We start from the raw sequence: 25655 nt of genomic DNA on the forward strand, positions 1-25655 counted from the left end.
GTTTCGGGGCACCAGCGTCCCACCGGGCCGGGGCGCGAAAGGAGGGATTGCGTTCGGGCCGCTGTTGCGGCAGGAGACACGAGGGGACTCTCCGAAGACGCCCACCCGGCACCGCGGCACGCCCGCAGGTCTAACGTGGAGCGCATGTCTTCGCAGAGCGACCACACCGCCGTGGACGAGAGCACCACCGACCGCCGCTTCTTCGGGCAGCCGTGGGCCCTCGCCCACATCTTCGGCGTGGAGATGTGGGAGCGCTTCAGCTTCTACGGCATGCAGGCCATCCTGCTGATCTACATGTACCACTCGGTCGCCGAGGGCGGCCTCGGCATCGATCAGACCGTCGCGACCGGCATCGTCGGCGCGTACGGCGGGTCGGTGTACCTCGCAACGATCCTCGGCGCGTGGGTGGCCGACCGGCTGCTCGGATCCGAGCGCGTGCTGTTCTACAGCGCGATCGTGATCATGGCCGGGCACATCGCGCTCGCTATCCTGCCGGGAATGGTGGGCCTCGGTGCGGGCCTCGTGCTCGTCGCGATCGGGTCGGGCGGGCTCAAGGCCAACGCCACGTCGGTGGTCGGGACGCTCTACGCGCCGGGCGACGCGCGCCGCGACGCCGGGTTCTCGCTGTTCTACCTCGGGATCAACCTCGGCGCGTTCCTCGGCCCCATCGTCACCGGCGCACTGCAGTCGTCGGTCGGGTTCCACTGGGGCTTCGGCGCCGCCGCGGTCGGCATGGCCGCGGGCTTGGTGCAGTACTCCTTCGGCCGACGGGCGCTGCCGGCCGCGTCGCGCGCCGTGCCCAACCCGCTGCCCGCCTCACGCCGGGGGATGGTCGTCGGTGCGGCGGCGGCCGGGATCGTCGTGGTGGTCGCGCTCGTGCTGCTGGGGGTGATCCGCGCCGACAACCTCGCCGGAATCGTCATCCTCGTGGTCGTCGCGGCCTCGATCGCGTACTTCGCCGTGATCGTCTCGTCTCGCGCGATCACCGCCACCGAGCGTTCCCGCGTGCTGGGGTTCATCCCGCTGTTCGTGGTCAACGTCGGATTCTGGTCGCTGTACCAGCAGCAGTTCACCGTGTTGACGATCTACTCGGACCAGCGGCTGAACCGCGAGATCTTCGGCTGGGAGATGCCGATCTCGTGGGTCAACTCGATCAACCCGATCTTCGTCATCATCCTCTCCGGCGTGTTCGCCGCCATCTGGACGCGGTGGGGCAGCAGACAGCCCGGCGCGCCCGTCAAGTTCGGCATCGGCGCGATCGTCATGGGCGTCGCGTTCCTGCTGTTCCTGCCCTTCGCCAACGGCCCCGCCAACGCCACGCCGCTCCTGGGCATCGTGGGCATCCTGTTCGTCTTCACGATCGCCGAGCTGTTCATCTCGCCGCCCGGCCTGTCGGTGTCGACGAAGCTCGCCCCCGAGCGGTTCCACACGCAGATGGTCGCGCTCTACTTCCTGTCGGTGGCGCTGGGGACCTCGATCGCCGGATGGCTCGCCGGCTTCTACGACCCGCGCAACGAGGTGCCGTACTTCACGATCCTCGGCGCGATCGCCATCGCGCTCGGCATCGCCCTGCTCCTGGCCACCAAGCCGGTGCTCGCCCTGATGAAGGGGGTGCGCTGACCGCGTCGGACTCAGGCCCGCGCGTCAGTACACGTACTCCATCAGCTCGACGCCCAGCACGCGGAAGGCGTCGTGGGCGCGCAGCCGGTGCGCGATCGAGAGGTCGTCGAAGTTCACGATGAGGGCGTAGGCGACGCCGGCCCGCGGGCCGCCGAGCACCCCCGCCTCGGCTCGGACGCCCTCGGAGCGTCCGGTCTTGTTCACGAACAGCAGCCCGTGACGGTCGTTCTCGTGCGCGAACGGGTCGAGGCCGGTCGCGGATGCCACGAGCGACAGGTCGTGGTTCAGGCTCAGCCACTCCGCCACCTGGGCACTCACGCCGGGGGAGACGACCGTGGAGTTCACCAGACCGGCGAACACGGCCGCCATCTCGCGCGCCGTCGACAGCGCGACGTGCGGGGCGTCGTCGGGCCCGCGGTCGTCGCGGAAGCGGTCGAGGAGAGCCGTGCGCCGCAGGCCGAGCTGTTCGATGCGCGCCCGAACGGACGGCAGCCCCACCCGCTGCAGCAGCGCGTTGGCGGCGAGCGCGTCGCCCGCCGAGGCGGCGAGCACCGCGAGATCCGCGAGCGGCAACGCGGGCGCCTTGAGGTGCTGCCATGCGCCTCCGGCCGAGGCGGCCTGCACGATCGCCCGGTCGACGATCTCGAGCGCATCGACGCGGCCGGACTCAAACGACGCGGCCACCTCGATCAGCAGCGGGACGACCCCCAGACCCCCCACCGGCAGAGTGACGAAGTCGTCGCCCTCCAGCACCGGGGAGCCACCGTCGAGATCGTCGATGCGCACCGACACCTTCGCCCCGGATGCCGCGAGCTCATCGAGCGCCCGGAGCGTCGCCGTGAACGACCGGCGTCCGGCGGCCGCCCGGCGGGGCAGCCGCCGAGGACCCTTGCGTCCGGCAGCCCGGAGGGCGGGGGCGTCGCGTCGGAACGACTCCACCGGCCCCCCGAGGGGATCGGGGGCGGCGGGCTCGGGAACCGGGGGCATGCCCACGAGCGTGGCTCCTTCCGGGTCAGAAGAGCAACAAACGCCACCTCACCAAATGGTGACGCGATGGTCTGCGTCGAGCCACAGGGCGTCGCCCTCGGTGACCTCGAACGCGTCGTAGAACGCGTCGATGTTACGCACGATCTGATTGCAGCGGAACTCGTTGGGCGAGTGCGGGTCGATCGTGAGGAGCCGGATCGTCTCGGCATCCCGCCCCTTCTGCTGCCAGATCTGCGCCCAGCTGAGCAGCAGGCGCTGGATTCCGCTGTACCCGTCGACGACGGGACCGTCGACCGGCTCGTCCTCGCCGAGCGAAAAGCGGTAAGCGCGGATCGCGATGCCGAGGCCGCCCAGATCGCCGATGTTCTCACCGATCGTGAGAGAGCCGTTGACGCGGTGGTCCTCGCTGAGTCCCTGCGGCACGAGGGCGTCGTACTGCGCGATGAGCGCCGCGGTGCGCTCCTCGAACGCCGAGCGGTCGGCATCCGTCCACCAGTCGCGCAGCGACCCGTCGCCGTCGAAGCGGCTGCCCTGATCGTCGAAGCCGTGGCCGATCTCGTGGCCGATGACCGCGCCGATGCCGCCGTAGTTGGCGGCGGCGTCGCGATCGGCGTCGAAGAACGGGTACTGCAGGATCGCCGCGGGGAACACGATCTCGTTCATGAGCGGGTTGTAGTACGCGTTGACCGTCTGCGGGGTCATGTACCACTCGTCACGGTCGATGGGCTGCCCTACCTTGGCCAGCTGCCGGTCGTGCTCCCACACGTGCGCGCGACGGACGTTGCCGACCAGGTCGGCCGCGTCGACCTCGAGAGTGGAGTAGTCCTTCCACTTCTCGGGGTAGCCGATCTTCGGGGTGAACGCGTCGAGCTTGGCCAGGGCACGCTCGCGGGTCTCGGGCGTCATCCACTCGAGGTTCTCGATGGACTGCCGGTAGGCCGCGACGAGGTTCGCGACGAGAACGTCCATGGCATCCTTCGCCGCGGGCGGGAAGTGGCGCTCGACGTACACCTTGCCGACGGCCTCGCCGAGGGCCGCCTCGACCAGACCGACGCCGCGCTTCCAGCGCTCGCGATTGACCGGGACGCCGGTGAGCTGCGTGCCGTAGAAGGCGAAGTTCTCGGCGACGAAATCGTCGGAGAGGAACGCCGCCGACGAGTGCACGATCGCGAAGCGCAACCACGCCTTCCAGTCGTCGACGCGGTCCTCGACCAGAAGCGCGCCGAGCGATTCGATGAAGCTCGGCTGGTACACGACCACCTCGGCGAAGGCACCCTCGTGGCCCGGGGCCACCCCGGCGCGCCACGGCTCGAGGTCCACCCCGGCGAGCGCGACGGTCTCGTCCCAGGTCTTCAGGTTGTACGTCTTCACCGCGTCGCGGCTGTCTTCGCGCGACCAGTGGTGGGTGGCGAGCTCGGTCTCGAGCGCGAAGACGCGATCAGCGGATGCCGCGGGCTCGGCGACCCCGGCCAGCTCGAAGACGCGCTCGATGTGGGCGCGGTAGGCGGCGCGGGTCTCGTCGAAGTTCTCGAGGCGGTAGTAGCTCTCGTCGGGCAGCGACAGTCCGCCCTGGTAGACGACGGGAACGTAACGGGTGGGGTCGCCCGGGTCGGGCTCGACGAAGAGGGTGAGCAGTCCGCTCACGCCGTCGCGCTCGAGCTCACCGACGAGACGGAGGAAGCCGGCGACGTCGCGGACGGCGTCGACCCGAGCGAGTTGGTCGGTCAGCGGCGTTCCGCCGAGCTCGTCGATGCGCGCGGTATCCATGAAGCTCGCGAACAGGTCGCCGATCTTGCGGGCCTCGGTGCCCGCCTCGGCCTGCTGCGATTCCTCCACGATGGTGCGCACGTCCGCCTCGGCCTGCTCGGCGATGAGGTGGAACGAGCCCCAGCGGGCTTTGTCGTCGGGGATCTCGGTGCGCTCCAGCCAGCGGCCGTTCACGTGGCGGAACAGGTCGTCTTGCGGGCGGATCTCGTCGCTCAGCTCCTCGAGCGCGAGACCGGAGCGGGGGGTCTCGGTCATGCACACAGGATAAGTGCCGCCGCTCCGAGAACGCTCCGGGTGGACACCGCGACCCGGCGTGAGGCAGGAAAGTGACGCGCGACGGCCGTGTCGGGGGTCGCCCCTAGGCTCGGGGAGTGACCACCTCGCCGCCCGTCTCGCTGAATCGCGCGATTCTGCGGCTGGCCGTGCCGGCGCTCGGCGCACTTATTGCCGAGCCCCTCTTCCTCATCGTCGACGCCGCGATGGTCGGCCACCTCGGGGTCGCCCCACTGGCCGGTCTCGGGGTCGCCAGCGCCGTGCTGCACACGGTGGTGGGACTCATGGTGTTCCTGGCCTACGCCACGACGCCCGCCGTCGCACGCCGCTACGGAGCGGGCGATCTCTCGCGCGCGGTGTCGGTGGGCATCGACGGCATGTGGTTCGCGCTGACGATCGGCGCCGTCCTCGCGCTGGCGGGGGTTCTGGCCACGCCCCTGCTGGTCGACGTGTTCGGCGCGGCGCCCGATGTCTCCGAGAACGCCCGCGTCTATCTCTCGATCTCGATGTGGGGTCTTCCCGCCATGCTCGTCGTGTTCGCGGCGACGGGGCTCCTGCGCGGCATGCAAGACACCGTCACCCCGCTGTGGATCGCGGGGGTCGGATTCGGCGCGAACGCCGCGCTGAACGCGCTGTTCATCTACGGCTTCGGTTGGGGCATCGCCGGCTCCGCGGTGGGCACGGTCGTGGCCCAGTGGGGCATGGTCGGCGCGTACGTCGTCATCGCCGCGCGCCTGGCTCGCCGCCATGCGGCCTCGGTGCGGCCCGAGCCGATGGGCCTGCGGGGCACGGCGCGCTCGGGCGGGTGGCTGTTCCTGCGCACCCTGAGTCTGCGCGTGGCGTTTCTCGCCACCGTCGCGGTGGCCACGGGCCTCGGAACCACCGAGCTCGCGGGGTGGCAGATCGCCTTCACGGTGTTTTCGACGGCCGCGTTCGCGCTCGATGCGTTGGCCATCGCAGCCCAGGCCCTCGTGGGCAAGTCGCTCGGAGAGGGCGACAGGGCGGGCGTCCGTCACGTGCTCTCGCGCACGGTGGCGTGGGGGGTGTGGTTCGGCGTCGCCGTCGGGGCGCTGGTCGGGGCGGCATCCGGAGTTCTGGGGCTGGTGTTCACCGGCGATCCCGCGGTCGCCGCCCTCATCCAGCCCGCGCTGATCGTGCTCGCTCTCGCTCAGCCCCTCGCGGCGTTCGTGTTCGTGCTCGACGGCGTGCTCATCGGCGCCGGAGACGCCCGGTATCTGGCGATCGCGGGGGTCATCAACCTCGTTCCCTACGTGCCCGCGCTCGTGCTGGTCGCCCTGTTCGCCGGCGGCGGGGCACCGGGTCTCGCGTGGCTCGCGGCGGCCTTCTTCGGCGTGTACATGCTGGCCCGCGCCGCCACCCTGGGGCTTCGGGTCCGCGGACGCGCCTGGATGACGACGGGCGGCTGACCGACCACGGGAGCCGCCTTGCGGGTGCCCGACGCCGTCTTCGTTACGAAATCCACCCGCGCGCCGGAACCTGAGCTTCGCCCGCCCGACACGTCCCCGACACCGGGCTGCCCTAGCCTGGTTGCATGCGGGGGCATACAACGGAAACGCTCTTCGTGGCCGCGGCGATCATTCTGGCCATCGCGGTTTTCTGCGCGGGCGGGTCGTACTTCGTCGAGTACGAGGCGTGGGACGACGCGTCCGCGGGCTACGTATACCGGGAACGCCCGTTCGCGGGCGCCGTGTTGACCGTCGCTGTCCTGACCAGCGCCGCGATCCTCTTCGCCGGCGCGCTCGTGGCGTTCCGCCTCACGCGGGGATCGCGGTCTGCCGCGGACCGCGCCGCGGTGAGCGATCTGCGCTCCGTCCGCTGACGGCGCGAGGTCTCCCCACCCGCATCCGGTGCGCCGCAGGCGCGGTCATCCCGCCCAGCGGCGACACCACTCGTACATCACGACCGCGGCGGCCGAGGCCGCGTTGATCGACCGCGTCGACCCGTACTGGGTGATCTCGATCACCCCGGATGCCGCGGCGAGCGCCTCGGGGGACAGACCGGGGCCCTCCTGCCCGAAGAGCAGCACGCACGCTTCGGGCAGCTCGGCCCGGTCGACCGGCACCGACCCCTCCACGTTGTCGATGGCGAGGAGGGGGAGCCCTGCCTCCCGCGCCCAGGCCGCGAACGCGGCGACATCGTCGTGGTGGCGCACGTGCTGGTACCGGTCGGTGACCATGGCGCCGCGGCGGTTCCAGCGGCGCTTTCCGATGATGTGCACCTCGGCGGCGAGGAACGCGTTGGCGCTGCGCACGATGGAACCGATGTTGAGGTCGTGCTGCCAGTTCTCGATGGCGACATGGAACGGATGCCGCCGGGCATCGAGGTCAGCGACGATCGCCTCCATCGTCCAGTACCGGTAGGCGTCCACGACGTTGCGGCGGTCGCCCTCGGCGAGCAGCTCACGGTCGAACCGCGGGTCGTCGGGCCAGGCCTCGGGCCCGCCGGGCCACGGACCGAGCCCGTGCAGGGGCGGAGGGGTCTCGTCGCCATCGCTCACCACTTCAGGCTATCCGGGCGGCGCGGGCTGGCCGGTCGCGGCCCCGTCGCGGGGCAGGCAGCGACGCCCGGGGTTCCGAGATTTTTCGGTGCACCGAAATATCGGTACGATTTCGGCATGCCGAAAAATCAGGATGCCGTCGACCGCCGGCACGCTCCGCAGCGGGCGGCGTGGCTCCTGGGGCCGGCGATGGTGGCGGGCGTGGCGTACCTCGACCCCGGGAACGTCGCCAGCAACATGACCGCGGGCGCCGTCTTCGGCTACCTGCTGGTGTGGGTCGTGGTGCTCGGCAACGTCATGGCCTGGCTCATCCAGTACCTCTCGGCCAAGCTCGGCATCGTCACCGGCGAGAGTCTCCCCCAGGTGCTCGGACGTCGCATTCGCCATCCGTGGGCGCGGCGGGCGTACTGGGTACAGGCGGAGCTCGTCGCCATGGCCACCGACATCGCCGAGGTCATCGGCGGCGCCGTCGCGCTGCACCTGCTCTTCGGCATCCCACTGGTGTGGGGTGGCGCGATCACGGGGATCGTCTCGATGGCCCTGCTCGTCGTGCAATCCCGCCGCGGTGCCCGGGCATTCGAGACGGTGGTGATCGGGTTGCTCCTGATCATCGCGGTCGGATTCACCGCGGGACTGTTCTTCGCGCCGCCCGACCCGGCCGGCGTGGTGGGCGGTCTCGTGCCCCGCTTCGAGGGGGTCAACTCGGTGCTGCTGGCGGCGTCGATCCTCGGGGCGACGATCATGCCGCACGCGATCTACGCCCACTCCGCCCTCAGCAGGGACCGCTTCGCCCCGGCGACCCCGACGGCCGCGGCCGATCTCGAACGGGCCCGCGGACTCTCGACCGCGCGACTGCTGCGAGCGACCCGATGGGACGTCACTATCGCCCTCGCGGTCGCCGGCACGGTGAACCTCGCGATCCTGCTGCTCGCGGCGGCGAACCTCGCCGGGGTCGACGGCACCGACAGTCTCGAGGGGGCGTACGCGGCGCTGCGCGACGGGCTCGGTCCGCTGGTCGCGACCTTCTTCGCCGTCGGCCTGCTGGCAAGTGGCCTCGCCTCGACGTCGGTCGGCGCGTACGCCGGCGCCGAGATCATGCACGGACTCCTTCGCGTGCGCGTCCCGCTGGTCGTGCGCCGGCTGGTGACACTGATCCCGGCGCTGGTGATCCTCGGCCTCGGGATCGACCCGACGCTCGCGCTCGTGCTGAGCCAGGTCGTGTTGTCGTTCGGCATCCCGTTCGCGCTTGTGCCGCTCGTGGCCCTCACGGCGCGACGGAGCGTCCTCGGCGCGTACCGCAACCGCGCCCTCACCACGGCGGCGGGGGTGGCGGCATCCGTGTTTCTCATCGCGCTGAACGCCGTGCTCCTGTGGCTGGTGCTCACCGGCGGATAGGCTGGCGAGGTGGAATCGCCCGTGGCCGACGACTACCTCAAGGCCATCTACCACCACACCGAGTGGCAAGACGACCCCATCACGCCGTCCCAGCTCGCAGGCGTCCTGGGTCTGGCCCCCTCGAGCGTCACCGAGATGGTGAAGAAGCTCGCCGCCCAGGGGCTCGTGCAGCATCGCCCGTACGGACCCGTCTCGCTCACCGCGACGGGCGAGCGCCGCGCGGCCCAGGTGATCCGCCGCCACCGGCTGATCGAGACCTGGCTCGTGCGCGAGTTCCAGTACGCGTGGGACGAGGTGCACGATGAGGCCGAGGTGCTCGAGCACTCCCTCAGCGATCGCCTGCTCGAGGGCATCGACGAGAGGCTCGGACGGCCGAGGTTCGACCCGCACGGCGATGCGATTCCGGATGCCACCGGCGCCGTGCACCGCGAGCCCTTCGTGCTGCTCGCCGACGCGGTCTCCGGTCACGCGGGGCGCGTGCTCCGGGTGAGCGATCGCGATCCCGACCTCCTGCGCGCCCTGGTCGAACGCCGGATCGATGTCGGACACGAGCTCGAGGTCGTCTCACCCGGACTCGTGCGCGCCGACGGTGTCGACGTGGCGCTCCCCGAGGGTGCGGGCAGCTCGGTCTGGCTCACCCGCTGAGCCTGTTCTCGCGCGGTACGCTGACCGCACCTACCGTGAGGCACCGATGACCGCTCCCGCCCCCGCCACCCCGCGACCCGCCGTCGTGACGCTCGCCGTCGTGCTGGTCTACATCGGCGGATTCGCCAACACTGCCCTCGGCATCCTCATCTTGCTGGCGCGGTACGAGGTGCCCGACGACGAGGTTCTCGCCGTTTCGCTCGTGGGTGCCGCCACCATTCTGCTCGGGCTGCTCACGGTCGCCGGAGCCTCGTCGCTCGCCCGCGGAAGCCGGCTGGCCCGCGTCTTGCTCACGGCGTATCTCGCCGTCCTCGGGGTGCTGCAGGGGCTGTCGCTCGCCCTCACCGACCGCGACCTCGCCGTGATCATTCCGCTCGTCGCGACGATCGCCGTGATCGCCGCCGTCTGGATCCCGCCCACGTCGCGACGCTACTTCCGTCAGGCGACGGCGGCGCCACTGCCCTCGCCCGCTCCCTGAGTCGCGGGCGGCGACGCGAGCATCCGCTGCACGAAACGACGGTGAGCGAACCGCACCACCTCGATGGCGGCGATCGCGACGACGACGACGGCCGTGATCAGATAGGCGCCGTCTTCGCCCGGATCTTGCAGCTGGAAGAACTGCCCCAGCACGGGCACCGTGAAGATCGCGGTGAGGGCGATGAACATCGCGCCGATCACGAGCACCTTCACGCGCGTGACCGGCCGCGAAAGCACCGTCAGCACCCAGATCGCGACGATGGCGAGGATGATCGTGGCGCCGGTGCGCAACTGTTCCACGCTCAGACCGATGTCGATCGCCCACCGTGTGTACAGGGTGAGCGACACGGCGATCACGATGCCCGCCGGGATGGCGAAGCTCAGCGAGCGTTTCAGGAATCCGGGCACGTAGCGCTGTGTGTTGGGCAGGAGCGCGAGGAAGAACGCGGGGATGCCGATGGTCAGACCGTCGGTGATCGACAGCTGTCGCGGCAGGAAGGGGAACTCGAGCACGAGGGCGCCGAAGAGCACCGCGAGCCCGGTGGCGTACACCGTCTTAGTGAGGAAGAGCATCGAGACGCGTTCGATGTTCGCGATGACCTGGCGCCCCTCGGCGACCACCGACGGCAGGTGCGAGAAGCGTCCGTCGAGCAGCACGAGCCGGGCGACGGCCTTGGTCGCGGCGGCGCCCGAGTTCATCGCGATACCGATGTCGGCCGCCTTGATCGCCAGCGCGTCGTTCACGCCGTCGCCGGTCATCGCCACGACGTGCCCGCGGGCCTGCAGCGCCACCACCATGCGCTTCTTCTGGTCGGGGGTCACCCGCCCGAAGACGGTGTGCTCCTCGAGCACGCGCCCGAGCTCGACATCGTCGTCGGGGAGGCCACGGGCGTCGTAGCCCTGGTCGACCTCGAGCCCCACTTCGCGCGCGATCGCGGCGACCGTGCGCGGATTGTCGCCCGAGATGACACGCACCGCCACGCCCTGCGCGCGGAAGAAGGCCAGGGCCTCCGGCGCATCGGGTCGCACGGCCTCGGCGAAGGTGAGGACCGCCACCGCGACGGGGTCGGCCGGGAACCTCTCGGCGTCGGCGTCGGCCTCGTCGAGGGCGGCCGCGGTGTGGGCGAGCACGAGCGTGCGCCGACCCGAGGAGGCCAGGCGGGTCACCGCCTCGCCGAGCTCGGTGGCGGGATCGGCCGCGGCGTCGCCGAACACCATCTCGGGCGCGCCCAGCACCCAGGTGCCGGGGGCACCCTCGACGAACGAGACGGCGCTCCACTTGCGCGCCGAAGAGAAGGGAATGCGCTGCGCGACGGCCAGCGCAGTGGCGACGGGGAAGGGTTCGCGCAGACACTGCGCGGTCGCGTTCGCGTCATCGGCGGCGCCGTACCAGGCGAGCGTGTCGCGCCACCCGTCACGCGGCGACAGTTCGAGCGCGGCGTCGAAGCGAATCTCGCCCGCCGTGAGCGTGCCGGTCTTGTCGAGGCAGATGATGTCGACACGGGCCAGACCCTCGACGGCGGGGAGCTCGTTGACGAGCACCTTCTTACCGGCCAGCCGCGCGGCGCCGACGGCGAAGGCGATCGAGGTCATGAGCACGAGACCCAGCGGGATCATCGCCGTGAGCGAGGCGATCGTGTTGACGACGGCCTGCTGCCACGTGCCCTGCTGCCACGCCTGCGCCCACCCGCCCGCCACCATCATCTGGGCGTTGAGCACGAGCAGCCCGATGGGGCCGATCCCCCAGCCCACCCAGCGCAGCACGCGATCGATCGAGGTGCGCAGCTCGCTCGAGACCAGCTGGAACCGCTTCGCCTCGGCGGCGAACGCGTTCGCGTACGACTCCGCGCCCACGCGGGTCACACGGGCCGTTCCCTCGCCCGCGACGACGATCGACCCCGACAGCGCCTCGTCGCCGGGGCGTTTGTCGACGGCATCCGATTCGCCGGTGAGCATCGACTCGTCGATCTGCAGCGCGTGCGAGACCGCCACGACCGCGTCGGCCGGCACCTGGTCACCCGCGCGGAGCACGAGCAGGTCGTCGCGCACCACCTCGGGCGGCGCGATCTCGGCATCGACACCGTCGCGACGCACCCGCGCGCGCGGGGCGTTGAGCAGCGCGAGCCGATCGAGCGCTGCCTTCGCGCGGAACTCCTGAACACAGCCGATCACGGCGTTGGATAGCGCGGCGATGCCGAACAGCGCGTCTTGCCAGCGTCCGAGGAGCAGCAGCACGAGGAAGCAGGCGCCGACGATGCCGTTGAACAGCGTGAAGACGTTGGCCCGCACGATGTTCCACGCCGAACGACTGCTGTCGGCGGCGAAGGCGTTCGTCTGGCCCGCGGCCACACGCTCGGCGACCTCGGTGGCGGTCAGACCGCGCAGATCGGCGGCATCGATGCTGTCGGCGGTCGCCTGGTCCATGCGATCACTGTAGGGGCAGGCCCCGACATCGCGGGACGGTCAGGACACCGTTCGCCGGACCCGCTCGAACGGCCAGCGCACGTGCGTGGCCGTCTCGCACGCGCGCCAGAGGTCGTCGCCCAGCGCAGCGTCGCGCGTGCGTCGGGCGGGGGTCGCCTTTCGGGGAGTCCCGCGTGCCACGAGCGCCGGTCCGTACATCGACCCGCCCTCGGCGAGCGGATCGACCAGGGCGCGGACGAGGGCCCAGGCCCCCTGCTCCTTCGATTGCGTGAGGGGCGCCTGCAGGTTGTCGACGAAACGGGTCAGCCGCGTCGGTTCGTTGACGCCCCGGATGCCACGGGTCCGGCCGCTCGTGGAGTACCCGGGGTGGGCGACGAGGCTCTCGACGGGGACGCTGTGCGCGCGCAGACGCCGGTCGGCCTCGAGAGCGAGCGCCGTGGTCGCCGCCTTGGACTGCACGTACGCGCGCCAGGGGGTGTACCCCTCGACGAGCTCGGGGTCGGTGGGCAGGTGCGCCCACAGGGAGGTCGACATGCTCCCCACCCACACCATGCGCCCCCGGGCCGAGGCCAGGGGCGTGAGGAGTTCACCGGCGAGCGCGAAATGGCCGAGCACGTTGGTGGCGAACACGCGCTCGTGACCGCCCGCCAGTTCGCGGGTCTTCGGGGGATGCACGATGCCCGCGTTCATCAGCAGCCCGTGGAGTCGTCCTCGGGCGCGCACGGTTGCGGCGGCGGCGCGCACCGACCCGAGGTTGCTCGTATCGAGCAGAAGCGTCTCGATCGAGGCATCCGGATGGGTGCGCTTGACCGCCGCTTTCGCCGTGGCAAGTCGATTCGGGTTGCGGCCGGTGAGCACCACGTGCGCGCCGGCGCCGGCGAGCTGCTCGCAGGCGAAGAAGCCGAGACCGCGCGTGGCGCCCGTCACGAGATACGCGCGCCCCGAGAGGTCGGGGAGGTTCCGGGGGTCCCACTCGCTGCGCGCCACCCTTCGACCCTAACGAGATCGCGGCACCCCGTCACGGGTTCATTCCCGCTGCGGAATATCGATGGGGAGAACTTTCCCACCGACGGGCGTGACGAAGGCCGGGGCTAGGCTGAGGCCATGCGAACCCGTGAAGACGTGGAGTGCTGGCTGACCGACATGGACGGCGTGCTCGTCCACGAGAACACGCCGGTCCCCGGCGCCTCCGAACTTCTCGCTCAATGGCGGGCCGAAGGAACACCGTTCCTCGTCCTGACCAACAACTCGATCTTCACCCCCCGCGATCTCAGCGCGCGGCTGCGGGCGTCGGGCCTCACGGTCCCCGAGTCCTCCATCTGGACCTCGGCCCTGGCCACGGCCGATTTCCTGCGATCGCAAATGCCGGGCGGCACCGCCTTCGTCATCGGCGAGGCGGGCCTGACCACCGCCCTCCACGAGGCCGGGTTCATCATGACCGAGACGGCGCCCGACTACGTCGTCGTCGGCGAGACGCGCAACTACTCCTTCGAGGCCATCACCAAGGCGATCCGGTTCATCCGCGACGGAGCCCGGTTCATCGCCACCAACCCCGATGCCACGGGCCCCTCCCACGAGGGCGTGCTGCCGGCGACCGGGGCGATCGCCGCGCTCATCACGAAGGCCACCGGCAAAGAGCCCTACATCGTGGGCAAGCCGAACCCGATGATGTTCCGCTCCGCGCTCAACCGCATCGGCGCGCACTCCGAGAACACCGGCATGATCGGCGACCGCATGGACACCGACATCGTCGCGGGCATCGAGGCCGGGCTTCACACGGTGCTCGTGCTGACCGGCATCAGCGATGAGCGCGAGATCGAGAAGTACCCCTTCCGCCCCGACGAGATCCTGCCGTCCGTCGCCGAGCTCTTGCGCGACGAGCCCGTCGAGACCGATCTGGCCGACGGCGAAGAGGGGCTGACCGCGGGACTCTGACATGGGCGCGCTCGACGACGGGGTGAAGGTCGCGGCCGTCGATGCCGCTGCCTGGGGGCGTTGGCTCGAAGAGCACCACACCACGTCGACGGGCGCCTGGCTGCTCCGCGGACGCGGCGCCGACGCGGGCCGCTATGTCGGCTACGAAGAGGCGATTTGCGAAGCGCTGTGCTTCGGATGGATCGACGGCCCGGTTCGCGTGTTCGACGACGTCAGCTCTGGGCTGTGGTTCGCCCCGCGGCGACCGACCAGCGGATGGGCGGCGACCAACAAGGCACGCATCGCGCGGCTGGAGGCCGACGGCCGGCTGCGCGCCGCGGGTCTCCGCGCGCTCGAGGTCGCTCGCGCCAACGGCGCGTGGGAACTGCTCGACGGGCCCGAGGCCGGCATCGAACCGCCCGACCTCGCGGCGGCGCTCGACGCCGCGCCGGCCGCACGCGCCGCCTGGGACGCGTTCCCGCCCTCGAGTCGGAAGTTCGGCCTGACGCTCATCGCGACGGCCGTGCGCCCACAGACCCGCGCCGCGCGCATCGCGAAGATCGTGGCCGACGCCGCGACGGGAAAGCGCCCCTGATCAGAGAAGATGGGCGCATGGACGATCGCACCCTGTGGCTGCTCACCGCCATCCTCATCACCGCCGGAACCCTCGTCGCGTTCCTCGTGCAGTGGCGGCGCTCGCGGCGCGGCGGCGGCCGCGACCCCTTCGACGGTCCGGGCGACGGCACCGACTGATCGCGGCGGCGGGCGTGGCATCCGGTGCCCGCCCGTCACGAGAACTGGCCGTGTCGCCGGAACAGGGCGATCCGCGCCGCGAACAGGCCGCGCGGCAACCGCGCCGCACGTTACTGCGGCTGCAGGCCCAGGTCGTCGAGGTCGATGGATGCCAGCCACTGCAGGCCCGCGGCCTCGATCGCGGCCTGCGCGCCGGTCTTGCGGTCGACGATCACCGCGACGGCGACGACTTCGGCGCCCTCGCGGCGCAGGGCCTCGACGGCCTTGAGCGCGGACTGACCGGTGGTCGAGGTGTCTTCGACGACGACGACGCGCTTGCCCTTCACATCGGCGCCCTCGATCTGGCGACCGCGGCCGTGGTCCTTGGGCTCCTTGCGCACGACGAACGCGTCGAGCGGGTGCCCGGCGTGCACCGACTCATGCATGACGGCGTTGGCGATGGGATCGGCGCCGAGGGTGAGCCCGCCCACGGCGACGACGCCGTCAAGGTCTTTCACGAGGTCGAGCACGAGACGGCCGATCGCGGGAGCGGCGCGGTGGTCGAGCGTGAGCTTGCGCATGTCGACGTAGTACGTCGCCTTCTTGCCGCTCGAGAGGGTGAAGTCGCCGTGGAACACCGCCTCGGCGTTGATGAGGCCGATGAGGGCCTGGCGGTCGGCTTCGAGCTCGGGCGTGGAGGCGGCAGTCACGGCGTCGAGTCTATTGCTCCGTATGGATCACGCCCGCGGTCATCCATTCGGAGCAGCGCACGGCGATGTCCCCGCCCGAAAGTAGGCTGGATGCCATGCGCCTGGCCACCTGGAACGTCAACTCCATCCGCGCCCGCGTCGTCCGCACGGTCGAGTTCTGCGTGCGTGAGCACATCGACGTCCTGGCGATGCAGGAGATCAAATGCAAGACGGAGCAGTTCCCGTATGCGGCGTTCGAAGAGGCCGGGTATCACGTCGCCGCGCACGGCCTGAACCAGTGGAACGGCGTGGCGATCGCGAGCCGTGAGCCGCTCGACGACGTCGAGATCTCCTTCCCCGGCATGCCGGGGTTCGAGAAGGGCAAAGAGGGCCCCGATCTGCCCCTCGAAGCACGTGCGATCGGCGCGACCGTCGGCGGCGTGCGCGTGTGGAGCCTGTACGTGCCCAACGGTCGCGGGCTCGACGACCCCCACTACCGCTACAAGCTCGACTGGCTCGAGGCCCTCCGCCGCCACACAGAAGACACGCTCGCGACGAACCCCGACCTGCCGCTCGCCCTCACCGGCGACTTCAACATCGCCCCGACGGATGCCGACAACGGCGACCCCACGGTGGTCGAGGGTGTGACCACCCACGTTTCGCCGCCCGAGCGCGCCGCGTTCGCCGCGTTCGAGGCCGCCGGACTCGCTGACGTCGTGCGTCCGCTGATCCCGAGCGGGTACACGTACTGGGACTACAAGCAGCTGCGCTTCCCCCGCAACGAGGGGCTCCGCATCGACTTCATCCTCGGCTCGCGGGCATTCGCCGACGCGGTGCAGGGCGCCGAGATCCACCGCGACGAGCGCAAGGGCGAGATCCCCAGCGACCACGTGCCCGTCGTCGCCGACCTCGACTTCTCGACGGACGACGACGACGATCTGCCGATGATCTTCGGCTGAGCGGCATCCGAAGAACTTTCTTCCGAGGCGCTGTCGATTCCCTGCGCCGCCGTTCGACGCGATAGTAGGGGCAGGCATCCGCTCCCCGAAGGCGCTCGACCGAGCACACGACGAAGAGAGTTCACGATGAAGTACATGCTGATCATGCGCGGCACCGACGAGGCGTACGCCGCGTACAAGGAGATCCCCTTCGAGGAGATCATCAACCGGATGGGCGCCTACAACGAGGCGATGATGACCGCCGGTGTCCTCGTCGCGGGCGAGGGTCTGGCCGAAGACCTCAGCTCGGCGTTCGTCGTCGACTTCGCCGGCGAGGCGCCCGTCGTGACCGACGGCCCGTACGGCGAGACCCACGAGCTGTTCAACGGCTTCTGGATCATCGAGGTGTCCTCGCGCGACGAGGCGATCGAGTGGGCGCGACGGGCGCCGCTGAGCCCCGGCAACAAGCTCGAGGTTCGCCGGGTGACCGACGAGACCGACTTCGCGGCCTTCGCCGACAACGAGTTCATCCAGAAGGAGGAGGGCTGGCGCGAGGAGCAGTCCTCGCGGTGACCGAATCCGAGGTCGCGCGCCGCGTCGCGGCGATTTGGCGCATCGAAGGTGCGCGGATCGTCGCGGCGCTGACTCGCGTGGTCGGCGACCTCGGCACGGCGGAAGACCTCGCGCAGGACGCGCTCGTCGAGGCCATGGGGCAGTGGGTGCGCGACGGAGTCCCGCAGAACCCCGGGGCATGGCTCACCGCCGTCGCCAAGCGCCGCGCCATCGACGGCTGGCGACGCCAGGAGCGGCTGGGCGAGAAGTACCGGCTCCTCGCCTCCGACCTCGATGAGGTCTCGGACGACGCCTGGGAGCCGATCGACGACGACGTGCTGCGCCTCGTCTTCGCCGCGTGTCACCCCGTGCTGTCCCGTGAGGCGCAGGTGGCGCTGACCCTGAAGGTCGTCGGCGGTCTCGACGCCGAGGCGATCGCTCGCCTCTTCCTCGTGCCCGTCCCCACCATGCAGCAGCGCATCGTGCGGGCGAAGAAGGCGCTGAGCGCCGCCCGGGTGCCGTTCGAGGTGCCCGAACCGGCGGAGTGGCCGGCGCGGCGAGGCGCGGTGCTCAGCGTCATCTACCTGATCTTCACCGAGGGCTACCTCGCCACGACCGGCGACGCTGTGCTCCGCACCGAGCTCGCCCACGAGGCCCTTCGCCTCGGACGCGTGCTGGGGGGCCTGCTCGCCCGCGAACCGGAGGTGCTCGGCCTCTGCGCGCTCATGGAACTGCAGTCGTCACGCTTCGCGACGCGGATCGACGCGCGCGGGGATGCCGTGCTGCTGGCCGACCAGGATCGCCGGCGCTGGGATCGGTCGGCCATCGCCCGGGGCCGGGCGTTGCTGGATCGGGCGGACGCCCTCGGACGCGGGCGTGGTCCGTATCAGCTGCAAGCGGCGATCGCCCTGTGTCACGCGGAGGCGCCGAGCGTGGAAGGCACCGATTGGGATCGGATCGTCCTGCTGTACGAGATGCTCGCCCGCCTCACCGCCAACCCCGTGGTCGAGCTCAATCGCGCCGTCGCCGTGTCGATGGCATCCGGCCCGGCTGAGGGGCTCGCGATCGTCGACGCCATCGTGGATGCCGGGAGCCTGCGCGGATCCCACCTGCTGCCCTCGGTGCGCGGCGAACTCCTCGCCCGGCTCGGTCGCGTCGACGAAGCACGGATGCACCTGCTCGAGGCGGCGGGACTGACCCGCAACACCCGCGAGGCGACCCTGCTGCGCCGCAAGGCAGACGCGCTCGGCGCCTGAGTCGCGCGCGAACCCCGCCGGACGCACGACGACGGGGCCGGGCGAACCCGACCCCGCCGTGAGAATGTGCGTCAGACCGCGGGAACGTCGGCGGGCGCCGTGCGCTCCACCAGCGTCGCAAGGGCCTCGATGATCGAGCGGAGGAAGGCCGCGGTTCCCTCGTCGTTGACGGTGCCGTCCTCGTCGAACAGACCCGGCGTCGACTGGATGTAGCCCTCGGGCTGGCCCAGCACGAGAGCGTTGTAGTGCAGGAGCACGGCGCGCAGGTGCTGCTGGCCCGCGGCGGTGGCGATGCCGCCCTGCGACGTGCCGACCACGGCGGTGGGCTTGTCGTTGAACGACGCCTCACCGTAGGGACGCGCCGACCAGTCCAGCGCGTTCTTCAGCACGCCGGGGATGGAGCGGCTGTACTCGGGAGTGACCACGATGACGCCGTCGGCATCCTCGATCGCGCTCTTGAAGTCCCGGGCGACCTCGGGGAAGTTCCCGTCGTAGTCGGGCGAGTAGAACGGGAGGTCCTTGATCGGGATCTCTTTCAGGGTCACGCCCTCGGGCGCCACCTTCTCGAGCGCCTTGGCCAGGCGGCGGTTGATCGAGGTGCTGGAGATGCTGCCGACGATGTAGCCGATCGTGTACTCGGTCACGGTGATCCTCTCGGGACGACGGGGGCGCACAGCGCCCAGGTTCATTCATGTGAAAGCATTTCGGCGCACGATCTATTCCCGGACGGAGCGTCTCCGTCGGACGGGGGATGCCGGGTGTCGGGGGTCAGCAATACCGTGGAGGGATGCCGACCCTCACCCGCGCGCAGTGGCGAAGCGACATCGCCCTCGCCGCCGTGCTCTTCGTCGGCGGGCTACTCAGCGCCGTCCTCTCGGCGATCGGCGGGCTCTACGGCGACGAGCAGGCCGAGTTCGTGCTCGCCGTCGTCTACGTCGTGGTTCTCGCCGTGCCGCTGGCGTTCCGCCGCCGCTGGCCCTCGATCGTGGCGGTGGTGGTGTCGGTGGCGTACTTCTTCGCCGTGACCCTGCGCATCCCCGAGGTCTACGCGGGCAATATCGCGATGTTCATCGCGCTGTACTCCGTCGGTGCGTGGTCGACGGACCGCCGACGGGCCACGATCGTGCGCGTCGCGATCATCCTGGGCATGTTCGCGTGGTTGTTCGTGGTCATGTTCCAAGACGCCACGATGCCGATCGACCAGGTCCCCGAGGGCATGCCCTCGCGGGCGGGGGCGTTCTCGCCCTTCGTCGCGGCCCAGCTGCTGGGGCTCGGGCTCAACGCGCTGTTCTTCGGCGGAGCGTACTTCTTCGGCGAGCGCTCCCACCAGCAGCGACTCCAGCGGGTGGCGCTGGAGGAACGCACCGCCGAGCTCGAGGCCGAACGCGAGATCACGGCCGCGCAGGCCGTTGCGCTCGACCGCGTGCGCATCGCGCGCGAGCTCCACGACGTCGTGGCCCACCACGTTTCGCTGATGGGCGTGCAGGCCGGGGTCGCCCGGTCGGTGATGTCGCGCGATCCCGAGAAAGCGCGCGACGTGCTGACGGGCATCGAGGGGTCGGCGCGCACGTCGCTGCACGAACTTCGCCAGTTGCTGGAGACCCTCCGCACGCCCGACGGCGGCCCGTGCGACACGGCGTCGTCCGACACCGCCCCCACGACGCACGGCCTGTCGTCGATCGCGGCCCTCACCGAGGAGGCGACTGCGGCGGGCATTCCCACCACCTTCGCCGAGATCGGGACACCCGCGGTGGATCCCCCGCCCCTCGTGCAGGTCAACCTGTACCGCATCGCGCAAGAGGCCCTGACCAACGCGCGCCGCCACGCTGGTCCCGGGGCCACGGCCGACGTGCGTCTGCGGTTCGAGGCGGATGCCGTCGAACTCGAGGTCGCGAACACCGGGCGCCGCGGCTCCGACACCCCGGGGCTCGGGCAGCGCGGTATGCGGGAGCGCGCGGCGGTCTCGGGCGGGCACATCGAGATGGGTCCCCGCACCCGCGGAGGCTATCTCGTGCGCGTCCGCGTGCCCCTCGTCGAGGCGGGGGCGACGCGTGTCTGAGCTGCGGGTGCTCCTCGTCGATGACCACGCCATGATGCGGGCGGGGTTCCGCACGATCCTCTCCCTGGAAGACGACATCGATGTCGTCGGCGAGGCCGCGACGGGGGCCGAGGCGATCAGGGCGGCGGCGGAACTTCGTCCCACCGTGATCTGCATGGACGTGCAAATGCCCGACATGGACGGACTCGAGGCGACCCGGCGCATCGTGGCCGACCCCGCCTCCGATGCCGCGGTGCTCATCGTCACGACGTTCGACCGCGACGACTACCTCTTCGCCGCCCTGTCGGCCGGTGCGAGCGGGTTCCTCCTCAAGAACGCCGGGCCCGAAGACCTCGTCTCCGCCGTCCGCGTGGTCGGCGCCGGCGACGCGCTGCTGGCCCCCGGCGTCACGCGCCGCGTGATCGAGCGCTTCACCGCCTCGGAGCCCGCCGCACCGGCATCCCGTCTCCCCTCGCGCGAGGTCGCGCCGCTCGAGCTGCACGACCCGCTCACCGAGCGCGAGAGCGAAGTCCTCCGGCTCGTGGCCGAGGCGCTCAGCAACGCCGAGATCGCCGCACGGCTCTACATCGGCGAAGCGACGGTCAAGACGCACGTGTCCAACGTGCTGCAGAAGCTCGGCGCCCGCGACCGCGTGCAGGCCGTCGTGCTCGCCCACCGTCACGGCCTGGCCTGACCCCTCCCCCTCAGGGGGGAGCTCGGGAACCCCTCCCCGGGCGGATGCCGTGCACCGCCGCCGTCAATAGCGTGGACACCATCACCAGAGAGGGGTGTTCCGTGCTGGAACTGAACGGCATCACCAAGAGCTACGGCGGGCGCCGCGTGCTCGACGACGTGAGCTTCACCGTCGCCCCCGGGCGGCTGACGGGCTTCGTCGGCGGCAACGGCGCCGGCAAGACCACGACCATGCGGATCGCGCTCGGGGTTCTCGCGAAAGACGCCGGGACCGTCGCGATCGACGGCGCCCCGCTCACCGCGGCCGACCGCCGGCGCTTCGGATACATGCCCGAAGAGCGCGGGCTGTACCCGAAGATGAAGGTCGTCGAGCAGATCGCCTATCTCGCCCGTCTGCACGGTTTCGGGAAGGCCGAAGCCACCGCGAAGGCGACGGCTCTCTTGGAGCGCCTGGGCCTCGGCGAGCGCCTCGGCGATCTGGTCGAGACCCTGTCGCTCGGCAACCAGCAGCGCGCGCAGATCGCGGCCTCGCTCGTGCACGAGCCCGAGGTGCTGATCCTCGACGAGCCGTTCTCGGGCCTCGACCCGCTTGCGGTCGACGTCGTCGCCGGCGTGCTGCAAGAGAAGGCGGCCACCGGCGCGGCCGTGCTCTTCTCCTCGCACCAGCTCGACGTGGTCGAGCGCCTGTGCGACGACCTCGTGATCATCGCGGGCGGCACGATCCGCGCGGCCGGGAGCCGCGACGAGCTCCGCGCTCAGCACGCGACGCACCGGTACGAGCTCGTCTCGGGCGGCGACGCGGGCTGGATCCGCGAGCAGCCCGGCGTCACGGTGCTCGACTTCGACGGCGGGTACGCCGTGTTCGACGCCGACGACGATGCATCCGCTCAGAGCGTCCTGCGCGCCGCGGTCGCCCGCGGCGACGTCGCGAGCTTCGCGCCGCAGCGTCCTACCCTCGCCGACATCTTCAAGGAGGTCATCCAGTGAGCACCGCGACTTCTCCGCGTCCCCCGGCGCCGCGCGCCCCGGGCGAGCTGCAGGGCGTCTGGCTCGTCGCCGAGCGCGAGATCGGCTCGAAGCTGCGCAGCAAGGCCTTCGTGATCTCGACGATCGTCCTCGTCGTCGCCGCCCTCGCGTCGGTGCTGTGGGGCGGTTTCGCCGCTCGCGACGCCGTCGGCAGCGGCATCCCCGTCGCCGTGACGAGTCAAACCGAGGCCGCGGTCTCGGGGCTCCAGGGGGTCGAGACGACCGTCGCCGACTCCGACGACGCCGCCCGCGCCCTGGTGGAAGACGAGACGGTGGATGCCGCTCTCGTTTCGGGATCATCGAACCCCTCGTTCGACTACACCGTCGTGGTGAAAGACGGGGTGCCCTCGACCCTGCTGCAGTTGCTGAGCGAGACGCCCCCGGTGGAGGCGCTCGAACCCGGCGCCGGAGCCGCCGACGTGCTGCGCTACTTCATCGCCCTCGGTTTCGGACTGGTGTTCCTCATCGCCGCGAGCACGTTCGGCGGCACGATCGCGCAGAGCGTCGTGGAAGAGAAGCAGACTCGCGTGGTCGAGATCCTCATCTCGGCGATCCCGGTCCGCGTGCTGCTGGCCGGCAAGGTCATCGGCAACACGGTCCTGGCGATGGCCCAGATCGTGCTGCTGGCGGCGGTAGCCGTGGTGGGGCTCGCCGTCACCGATCAGGTCGGCGTACTCGGGGCACTCGGCGCCCCCATCGCGTGGTTCGCGATCTTCTTCCTGTTCGGGTTCGTGCTGCTGGCCGCGCTCTTCGCCGCCGCGGCGGCCATGGTGTCGCGCCAGGAAGACATCGGGGCGACGACCACGCCGATCACGATGCTGATCATGGCGCCGTACTTCCTGGTGATCTTCTTCAACGACAACCCCGTCGTGCTCACGATCATGTCGTACGTGCCGTTCTCGGCCCCCGTGGGAATGCCGCTGCGCATGTACCTCGGCGACGCCCAGTGGTGGGAGCCGGTGCTCTCGCTGCTCGTGCTGATCGCCTCGTGCGTCGCCGCGATCGCCGTGGCCTCGCGGATCTACCAGAACTCCCTGCTGCGCATGGGTGCCCGCGTCAAGCTGGTCGAGGCGCTGCGCGGCTGACCGGCTCGAACCCGGTCTCGAGGGGTGGATGCCACGGCTTCTGGCATCCACCCCTCGTTCTGTCGTCCGGGCCCCGCGTGTCAGCCGGTGACGAACGCGGTCACCGAGTCCGACAGGCGCACGGGCGTGCCCTTGATCGACATGCGGCTCGCGTCACCCAGCGCGATGCTCAGGTGCTCGTTGACCCCGAACACGGCTCCGTCGTCGAAGGGGCCCCCGGTCGTGCAACCGGCCGCCCAGGGTTCTCCATCGTCGACGGTGAAGGTGACGACGCACACCCCCTCCCCGCGCTCGCGCGCGGCGAGGAAAACGCGGAACCCGAAGATGACGGCGATGTAGCGAGTGCTCGACGGATCGATACCGCTGTCGTCGATCAGGGGAGCCGAGATGAGGTCGTCATCGGTCTGCGGGAACGCGAGCTCGGGAAACGCGGGGGCGGTCGGGGTGAGCGTCGAGGTCGGTGCGGCGAGGAACGCGGGCGAAGACGCACCGGCGGCGAATCCAGCGGCGAGAAGCACACCGGCGGCGACGACCGCGGCCACGGCCGCGAGGGCACGACGGCGCGGGGGCGTGGCATCCGGGGGCTCGGGCTCGGCGGCGACGGTGCTCTCGTGCGTCTCGGGCGCGGCCGAGGGTCGCGGCGCTCGGCGCTCCCGCTCGGCGTCTTCGAGTTTGGTCAGCCGCGCGATCTCCGCCGCGGTCGCCGACCCTCCGGCGCCGCCGTAGACGCGCTCACGCAAGCGGTGGAGCTCGACGTCATCGTCGCTCATGGCTCGACTCTAGAGCGCGGGGCGGGCGGCGGGGCAGTCCTCCCCCGACGTCAGGATGCCGTGTCCTCCAGCGCGTCGGCGGCACCGACGAGCGCGAGGTGCGACAGCGCCTGCGGCGTGTTGCCGACGTGGTGGCCGCTGATCGGGTCGAACTCCTCCGACAGCAGTCCCACGTCGTTGACGATCGCCGTGAGACGGTGCATGAGGGCGACCGCCTCGTCGCGGCGACCGCTGCGCGCGTACTGCTCCACGAGCCAGAACGAGCACGCCAGGAACGGATGCTCGTCGCCCTCGAGTCCGTCCACGCCGGTCGTGCGGTACCGCAACAGCCACCCGTGGGGCATCAGGGTCTGTTCCATGCGCGCGACGGTGGCGAGCATGCGCGGATCGTCCGGAGCGCAGAAGCCGACCTGCGGCAGCAGCAACAGCGACGCGTCGACCTCGTCGGTGTCGAAGTGCTGGGTGAACCACCCGCCCTCGTGCACCCCGCGGGCGTCGATCTCGGCGCGCGCGCGATCGCGCAGTTCGCGCCACGTCGCCACCTCCCCCTCGCGGCCGCCTTCTTCGACAGCCCGGATGCCACGATCGAACGCCGCCCACACCATCGCGCGCGAGTGGGTGAAGAAGTGAGACTCCCCGCGCATCTCCCAAATGCCGAGGTCGGGCCGGTGGAATGTCGTCGCGAGCTGGTTGAGGAGTGCGCGCTGCAGCGCCCAGGAGAAGGGCGTCTCCTCCACGCCCGCGTGGCGCGCCGCCTCGAGGGCGACCATGACCTCGCCGATCACGTCGGCCTGGTACTGATCGACCGCGCCGTTGCCGATGCGCACGGGCGCGGCCCCGTCGTAGCCGGGGAGGCTGTCGAGCTCGCGTTCCTGCAGGTCGCGCTCCCCCGCGATGCCGTACATGATCTGCACGTCGGCCGGGTCTCCGGCGATCGCGCGCAACAGCCACTCGCGCCAGCGGCGCGCGGCCCCCACGTAGCCGTGGTCGAGATAGGCCTCGAGCGTCAGGGCCGCGTCACGCAGCCACACGTAGCGGTAGTCCCAGTTGCGGCTGCCCCCGAACGCCTCGGGGAGCGAGGTCGTCGCGGCCGCGACGATGCCGCCCGTGTCGGCGTCGGTCAGCGCGCGCAGCACCAAGAGCGAACGCCGGACGAGCGCTTCGTGCGGACCCGCGCCCTGCACACGGCTGGCCCACTCAGACCACCACTCGCGCGTCTCGGCGAGCGCCGCGTCGACGTCGATCGCCGCGGGCGGCTCCTGCCAGGACGGCCCCCACGACATCACCGAATCGACCGTGTGGCCGGCGACGGTGGTCCAGAAACCGCGGTGAGCCGTGTCGGCCGCGATGAGACGCGGTCCGCGCAGGATCACCGAATCGGGCCCGGCGACGGCGAGGATCGCGTGCTCGCCGTGCGCCCCCACCTGACGCACCCACGGCACGGCCCGGGCGTAGTCGAAGCGCAGACGCACCTCACTGGCGAAGTCGACCTCGCCCGAGATGCCCACGACGCGCCGAACGAGGTCGTGACGGCCCCCCACCGGCATCGCATCGTGCACCTCCGCGACACCGGTCGGCGTCTCCCAGCGGGTGACCAGCACGAACGTGTCGCCGTCGTACCGGCGCGTCGCGCGCGCCTCGGGATCGGTGGGCCGCAGCGACCAGGAGCCGTGGCTGTGGTCGCCCAGCAGGGCCGCGAACATCGAGGCGCTGTCGTAGCGGGGCAGGCACAGCCAGTCGACGCTCCCCTCCGCGGACACCAGAGCGGCGGATCGGCAGTTGCTGAGGACGGCATAGTCTTCGATCGGAGTGCTCACCCTGGCGATTGTGGCAGGGACAGCGCCCCGTCAGGGCCG

The 25655-nt window shown here is 70.9% G+C and carries 25 protein-coding genes; 16 read left to right on the forward strand and 9 right to left on the reverse strand.

Going from position 1 to position 25655, the window contains the following annotated elements; genetic code table 11:
* Positions 1–144: 144 nt before the first annotated feature.
* On the forward strand, positions 145–1620 hold the full coding sequence (locus ACU6WY_RS13840; RefSeq protein WP_483820220.1) for a peptide MFS transporter: 1476 nt from the start codon (positions 145–147) through the stop codon (positions 1618–1620).
* Positions 1621–1644: 24 nt separating this feature from the next.
* Here the strand turns inward: ACU6WY_RS13840 and ACU6WY_RS13845 are convergent, their stop codons facing one another.
* Both ACU6WY_RS13845 and ACU6WY_RS13850 read right to left on the reverse strand, forming a co-directional pair.
* Positions 1645–2607 (reverse strand): serine hydrolase, encoded by a 963-nt coding sequence (locus tag ACU6WY_RS13845; protein ID WP_483820221.1) that lies wholly within the window; start codon positions 2605–2607, stop codon positions 1645–1647.
* A 48-nt stretch (positions 2608–2655) separates the two neighbouring features.
* Positions 2656–4629 (reverse strand): M13 family metallopeptidase, encoded by a 1974-nt coding sequence (locus ACU6WY_RS13850; protein ID WP_483820222.1) that lies wholly within the window; start codon positions 4627–4629, stop codon positions 2656–2658.
* Between the two features lie 116 nt (positions 4630–4745).
* Here ACU6WY_RS13850 and ACU6WY_RS13855 point away from each other — a divergent pair, with 116 nt between their 5' ends.
* Both ACU6WY_RS13855 and ACU6WY_RS13860 read left to right on the forward strand, forming a co-directional pair.
* Positions 4746–6074: an MATE family efflux transporter gene (locus tag ACU6WY_RS13855; protein WP_483820223.1), complete on the forward strand. Its 1329-nt coding sequence runs from the start codon at positions 4746–4748 to the stop codon at positions 6072–6074.
* 125 nt (positions 6075–6199) lie between these two features.
* Positions 6200–6487 (forward strand): hypothetical protein, encoded by a 288-nt coding sequence (locus ACU6WY_RS13860; RefSeq protein WP_483820224.1) that lies wholly within the window; start codon positions 6200–6202, stop codon positions 6485–6487.
* A gap of 45 nt (positions 6488–6532) precedes the next feature.
* Here the strand turns inward: ACU6WY_RS13860 and ACU6WY_RS13865 are convergent, their stop codons facing one another.
* Positions 6533–7165 (reverse strand): TrmH family RNA methyltransferase, encoded by a 633-nt coding sequence (locus ACU6WY_RS13865; protein ID WP_483820225.1) that lies wholly within the window; start codon positions 7163–7165, stop codon positions 6533–6535.
* A gap of 117 nt (positions 7166–7282) precedes the next feature.
* Between ACU6WY_RS13865 and ACU6WY_RS13870 the strand changes: the two genes are divergently transcribed.
* From ACU6WY_RS13870 to ACU6WY_RS13880, 3 genes are read left to right on the forward strand one after another with little or no spacing between them, the layout of a single operon-like run.
* Positions 7283–8560 (forward strand): Nramp family divalent metal transporter, encoded by a 1278-nt coding sequence (locus tag ACU6WY_RS13870; RefSeq protein WP_483820226.1) that lies wholly within the window; start codon positions 7283–7285, stop codon positions 8558–8560.
* Positions 8561–8569: 9 nt separating this feature from the next.
* On the forward strand, positions 8570–9205 hold the full coding sequence (locus tag ACU6WY_RS13875) for a metal-dependent transcriptional regulator (protein WP_483820227.1): 636 nt from the start codon (positions 8570–8572) through the stop codon (positions 9203–9205).
* Between the two features lie 46 nt (positions 9206–9251).
* Positions 9252–9683 carry a hypothetical protein gene (locus ACU6WY_RS13880; RefSeq protein WP_483820228.1) on the forward strand — a complete coding sequence of 144 codons (432 nt, stop codon included), beginning with the start codon at positions 9252–9254 and terminating at the stop codon, positions 9681–9683.
* Here ACU6WY_RS13880 and ACU6WY_RS13885 read toward each other — a convergent pair.
* Together ACU6WY_RS13885 and ACU6WY_RS13890 are read right to left on the reverse strand one after the other, a co-directional pair.
* Complete coding sequence (locus ACU6WY_RS13885; protein ID WP_483820229.1) at positions 9644–12106, reverse strand: HAD-IC family P-type ATPase; 2463 nt, start codon at positions 12104–12106, stop codon at positions 9644–9646. The genes ACU6WY_RS13880 and ACU6WY_RS13885 overlap by 40 nt on opposite strands.
* 39 nt (positions 12107–12145) lie before the next feature.
* Positions 12146–13093 carry an SDR family NAD(P)-dependent oxidoreductase gene (locus ACU6WY_RS13890; RefSeq protein WP_483820230.1) on the reverse strand — a complete coding sequence of 316 codons (948 nt, stop codon included), beginning with the start codon at positions 13091–13093 and terminating at the stop codon, positions 12146–12148.
* Between the two features lie 117 nt (positions 13094–13210).
* Here ACU6WY_RS13890 and ACU6WY_RS13895 point away from each other — a divergent pair, with 117 nt between their 5' ends.
* Genes ACU6WY_RS13895 through ACU6WY_RS13905 form a run of 3 tightly spaced genes read left to right on the forward strand, consistent with a single transcriptional unit; the run spans position 13211 to position 14773 of the window.
* Entirely contained in the window at positions 13211–14041 is an 831-nt protein-coding gene (locus ACU6WY_RS13895) for an HAD-IIA family hydrolase (protein ID WP_483820231.1), read from the forward strand.
* A 1-nt stretch (position 14042) separates the two neighbouring features.
* Positions 14043–14615, forward strand: coding sequence for a YdeI/OmpD-associated family protein (locus tag ACU6WY_RS13900; protein WP_483820232.1), 573 nt, complete (start codon positions 14043–14045; stop codon positions 14613–14615).
* Positions 14616–14632: 17 nt separating this feature from the next.
* Positions 14633–14773, forward strand: coding sequence for a hypothetical protein (locus ACU6WY_RS13905; protein ID WP_483820233.1), 141 nt, complete (start codon positions 14633–14635; stop codon positions 14771–14773).
* Between the two features lie 110 nt (positions 14774–14883).
* Here ACU6WY_RS13905 and pyrE read toward each other — a convergent pair whose 3' ends face one another.
* A complete protein-coding gene (pyrE, locus tag ACU6WY_RS13910; protein ID WP_483820234.1) occupies positions 14884–15462 on the reverse strand; it encodes an orotate phosphoribosyltransferase in 579 nt (192 codons plus the stop codon).
* Positions 15463–15557: 95 nt separating this feature from the next.
* Between pyrE and ACU6WY_RS13915 the strand changes: the two genes are divergently transcribed.
* From ACU6WY_RS13915 to ACU6WY_RS13925, 3 genes are all read left to right on the forward strand, one after another.
* The gene (locus ACU6WY_RS13915) at positions 15558–16400 is read left to right on the forward strand and encodes an exodeoxyribonuclease III (protein ID WP_483820235.1); all 843 of its coding nucleotides are present in this window, start codon (positions 15558–15560) and stop codon (positions 16398–16400) included.
* A 126-nt stretch (positions 16401–16526) separates the two neighbouring features.
* A complete protein-coding gene (locus tag ACU6WY_RS13920) occupies positions 16527–16952 on the forward strand; it encodes a YciI family protein (RefSeq protein WP_483820236.1) in 426 nt (141 codons plus the stop codon).
* Positions 16949–18187, forward strand: coding sequence for an RNA polymerase sigma factor (locus ACU6WY_RS13925; protein WP_483820237.1), 1239 nt, complete (start codon positions 16949–16951; stop codon positions 18185–18187). The genes ACU6WY_RS13920 and ACU6WY_RS13925 overlap by 4 nt, the downstream gene beginning before the upstream one ends.
* Positions 18188–18258: 71 nt before the next feature.
* Here ACU6WY_RS13925 and ACU6WY_RS13930 read toward each other — a convergent pair whose 3' ends face one another.
* Positions 18259–18831, reverse strand: coding sequence for an NADPH-dependent FMN reductase (locus ACU6WY_RS13930; protein ID WP_483820238.1), 573 nt, complete (start codon positions 18829–18831; stop codon positions 18259–18261).
* 143 nt (positions 18832–18974) lie between these two features.
* Between ACU6WY_RS13930 and ACU6WY_RS13935 the strand changes: the two genes are divergently transcribed.
* The 4 genes from ACU6WY_RS13935 to ACU6WY_RS13950 all read left to right on the forward strand — a co-directional run bounded on the left by ACU6WY_RS13935 (position 18975) and on the right by ACU6WY_RS13950 (position 23029).
* A complete protein-coding gene (locus tag ACU6WY_RS13935; RefSeq protein ID WP_483820239.1) occupies positions 18975–20246 on the forward strand; it encodes a sensor histidine kinase in 1272 nt (423 codons plus the stop codon).
* Positions 20247–20277: 31 nt separating this feature from the next.
* Positions 20278–20919 (forward strand): response regulator, encoded by a 642-nt coding sequence (locus tag ACU6WY_RS13940; protein WP_483821930.1) that lies wholly within the window; start codon positions 20278–20280, stop codon positions 20917–20919.
* A gap of 101 nt (positions 20920–21020) precedes the next feature.
* Positions 21021–21905 (forward strand): ABC transporter ATP-binding protein, encoded by an 885-nt coding sequence (locus tag ACU6WY_RS13945; protein ID WP_483820240.1) that lies wholly within the window; start codon positions 21021–21023, stop codon positions 21903–21905.
* Positions 21902–23029, forward strand: a complete 1128-nt coding sequence (locus ACU6WY_RS13950) for an ABC transporter permease (protein WP_483820241.1) — start codon at positions 21902–21904, stop codon at positions 23027–23029. The genes ACU6WY_RS13945 and ACU6WY_RS13950 overlap by 4 nt, the downstream gene beginning before the upstream one ends.
* An 80-nt stretch (positions 23030–23109) precedes the next feature.
* On the opposite strand, the gene ACU6WY_RS13955 is transcribed toward ACU6WY_RS13950, so the two are convergent.
* Together ACU6WY_RS13955 and ACU6WY_RS13960 are read right to left on the reverse strand one after the other, a co-directional pair.
* Positions 23110–23799 (reverse strand): hypothetical protein, encoded by a 690-nt coding sequence (locus tag ACU6WY_RS13955; protein WP_483820242.1) that lies wholly within the window; start codon positions 23797–23799, stop codon positions 23110–23112.
* 50 nt (positions 23800–23849) lie between these two features.
* On the reverse strand, positions 23850–25616 hold the full coding sequence (locus ACU6WY_RS13960; protein ID WP_483820243.1) for a glycoside hydrolase family 15 protein: 1767 nt from the start codon (positions 25614–25616) through the stop codon (positions 23850–23852).
* Between the last annotated feature and the right edge of the window lie 39 nt (positions 25617–25655).

This window comes from Microbacterium sp. ZW3a (assembly GCF_057167165.1).